At 57.1% G+C, this 2,108-nt stretch carries 2 protein-coding genes; one reads left to right on the top strand and one right to left on the bottom strand.

The window, feature by feature from the left end; genetic code table 11:
- Positions 1 to 288 precede the first annotated feature (288 nt).
- Positions 289 to 780, top strand: coding sequence for a hypothetical protein (locus FQ377_RS14635; RefSeq protein ID WP_148601893.1), 492 nt, complete (start codon positions 289 to 291; stop codon positions 778 to 780).
- Positions 781 to 1,917: 1,137 nt separating this feature from the next.
- Here the strand turns inward: FQ377_RS14635 and FQ377_RS14630 are convergent.
- A partial coding sequence (locus tag FQ377_RS14630) for an integrase core domain-containing protein (protein ID WP_148601879.1) occupies positions 1,918 to 2,108 on the bottom strand: 191 nt, incomplete at its 5' end.

The raw sequence follows: 2,108 nt of genomic DNA, 5'->3' as shown, positions 1-2,108 counted from the left end.
TCGGAGACCTCGACCCCCTCATCCCGCTGTTGCCACAGCACCTAGCCAGCTCGCACCCTCACGGACCCTTCCACCTGAAGTCTCAAGACATCGCCGACGGACCTACACTCTGCTTCTTGAAGAGCCCGTAATGCAAGCAATCACAAGTGACAGCCTTCCTCTTGATCTTTCTAACCGCATGTCTATTTTGATTGGGGACGAACAATTTCTTACACACACCGGCCGCGCTACAGCAGATAAGGATGCTGTAGACACCAGACTTGAACGAGCAATGACAATACTGACCTCATGACATCGACCTACAGGGCATCCCTACGACACCGGCTACTGGACCTAAGAGAAACTCAAGACTGCCTGCGGACTCTCGATATCAGTACCTCAGATGTCGTCAGCCGCGCCCTCGCCCGCTACCTAACTGTTCGAGCGGTCGGGTACGTGGAAGCGGTGCGCGACGACCTTGCGGATTTATTTGCAGCAGAGACGGGAAATCCACGATTACATCGACGGGTTGCTCACCACCTTCGTACTGGACTAGGCGCGACGCCTGAGCAGCTGCTGACTTTCGTCGGCTCCTTCGACCCGTCCTGGCGAAATTCTCTAGAAGAGCTGCTTGATAAAAACGATCAGGAACTAAGAAGCCACTTAGGGGCGATGGTGGCTGCTAGGAAGAAGATTTCACACGGCGACGGCGAGCAGGTTACAACCGGGCGCGCACTAACATGGGCGGACTCGGCACAGGTGATAGGTAAGCATATGAGCTCATTATTTGACCCGGACTGACGAAGAAGCCCATAATTGGTAATTTTGAGTACCTCTTTGTTTATAGTGTCTTGCAGTATACAAATCCATCCGCGGCTCCCGGCGCAGTCAACTTAAGGATTTGCCAGCAGCATCGCAGCTGGATGGAGCAGGTAGCCTTACCTCAAGCAGCTCGGCGTGTGGCCGGCATGTGTCTCAGCCAGCCATTGATAAGGGGTGCATCATGTCGAATCTGACCTTGGCGGCGTCTGCCTCGTTCGGCGACGAATCGCTGACAGCTGACACCAGGGCCATTCTGGCCTCGGTTCCCCGCTGGTGGGCGGACAAGGCCTCCCTTGTTGGATTGAGCGGGCGCTGGCTCGACGTGCGCGTCAGCCTCGCAGCCCAACCCCCCACAGATCTTTCGCCCTCGGAGTCTTCTCCTGCAATCAGCGCTTCGACTACCCCCGAAGAGCTTGGGCTGCTGTATGTTTCATCGTTGCCAGGTGAAGAGCGGTCAAAGGAAGGCAAGCACTACACGCCTTCGCTTCTCGCTAGCCGCCTCTGGGACATGGCGCGTCACGGCCTCGGCTTCACTCGCGGGCGTGATCAAAGGCTTACCGGGCTGGTAAGAGATCCTGCCTGCGGAGCTGGGGCTCTCCTTGTCCCTCCCTTGCGTGAGCATCTCCGCGCATCAGTCCATGATGACCCCACGCTTCTGCTGCGCAGTCTTCCCTCACTCATTCAGGGAATCGATACCGACCCCTGGTCAGTGTGGCTGACCAACGTCGTTCTAGGTGCCGAGACTCTTCACGTCCTCGCACAGATCCCTGAGACACGTAGGGAACCTATCCCGGTCCTCTCGCAGTGCGGAGATGGTTTGGTCTTGAGGGAGGACAAAGCCCTCGCGACGATAATGAATCCCCCGTATGGCCGTCTTCAACTCACTTCCCAAGTGCGGGAAGATTTCGCGCACGTCCTGTACGGGCACGCGAACATTTACGGCATGTTCATTGCTGCTGGAGCAGAGAACACGCAGTTCGGTGGGGTCATGGCCTGCCTTGTACCAACGTCTTTCACCGCTGGGCGTTACTTCCACAAGCTCCGCGGCCACCTCGGCACGACAATGCCTCTTCATGCGATGAGCTTCTGGTTGGGTCCCCGTTTGCAGTCCAGTGGCTATGCGATAGCTAGTTGGTTGTCTGCGGTCCAGCGTTTCCAGTAGGTCGAGGGTGTCATTCCGTCGAGGGATCCGTGGGGCCGTTCATGATTGTAGATGTCCTTCCATTCCTGGGCGAGGTACCGGGCTTCGGCCATGGTGTCCAGGATTTCCCCGGTGAGTTGTTCCCTTCTGAATTGGGCGTTGAAGG

This window comes from Arthrobacter echini, from assembly GCF_008107445.1.
Lineage (GTDB): Bacteria > Actinomycetota > Actinomycetes > Actinomycetales > Micrococcaceae > Arthrobacter_D > Arthrobacter_D echini_A.
This window is presented reverse-complemented; position numbering and strand designations above follow the sequence as displayed.

Excerpts from the sequence above, each read along its gene's own strand:
- FQ377_RS14635 (WP_148601893.1), top strand. The coding sequence starts at position 289 with ATGACATCGACCTACAGGGCATCCCTACGACACCGGCTACTGGACCTA.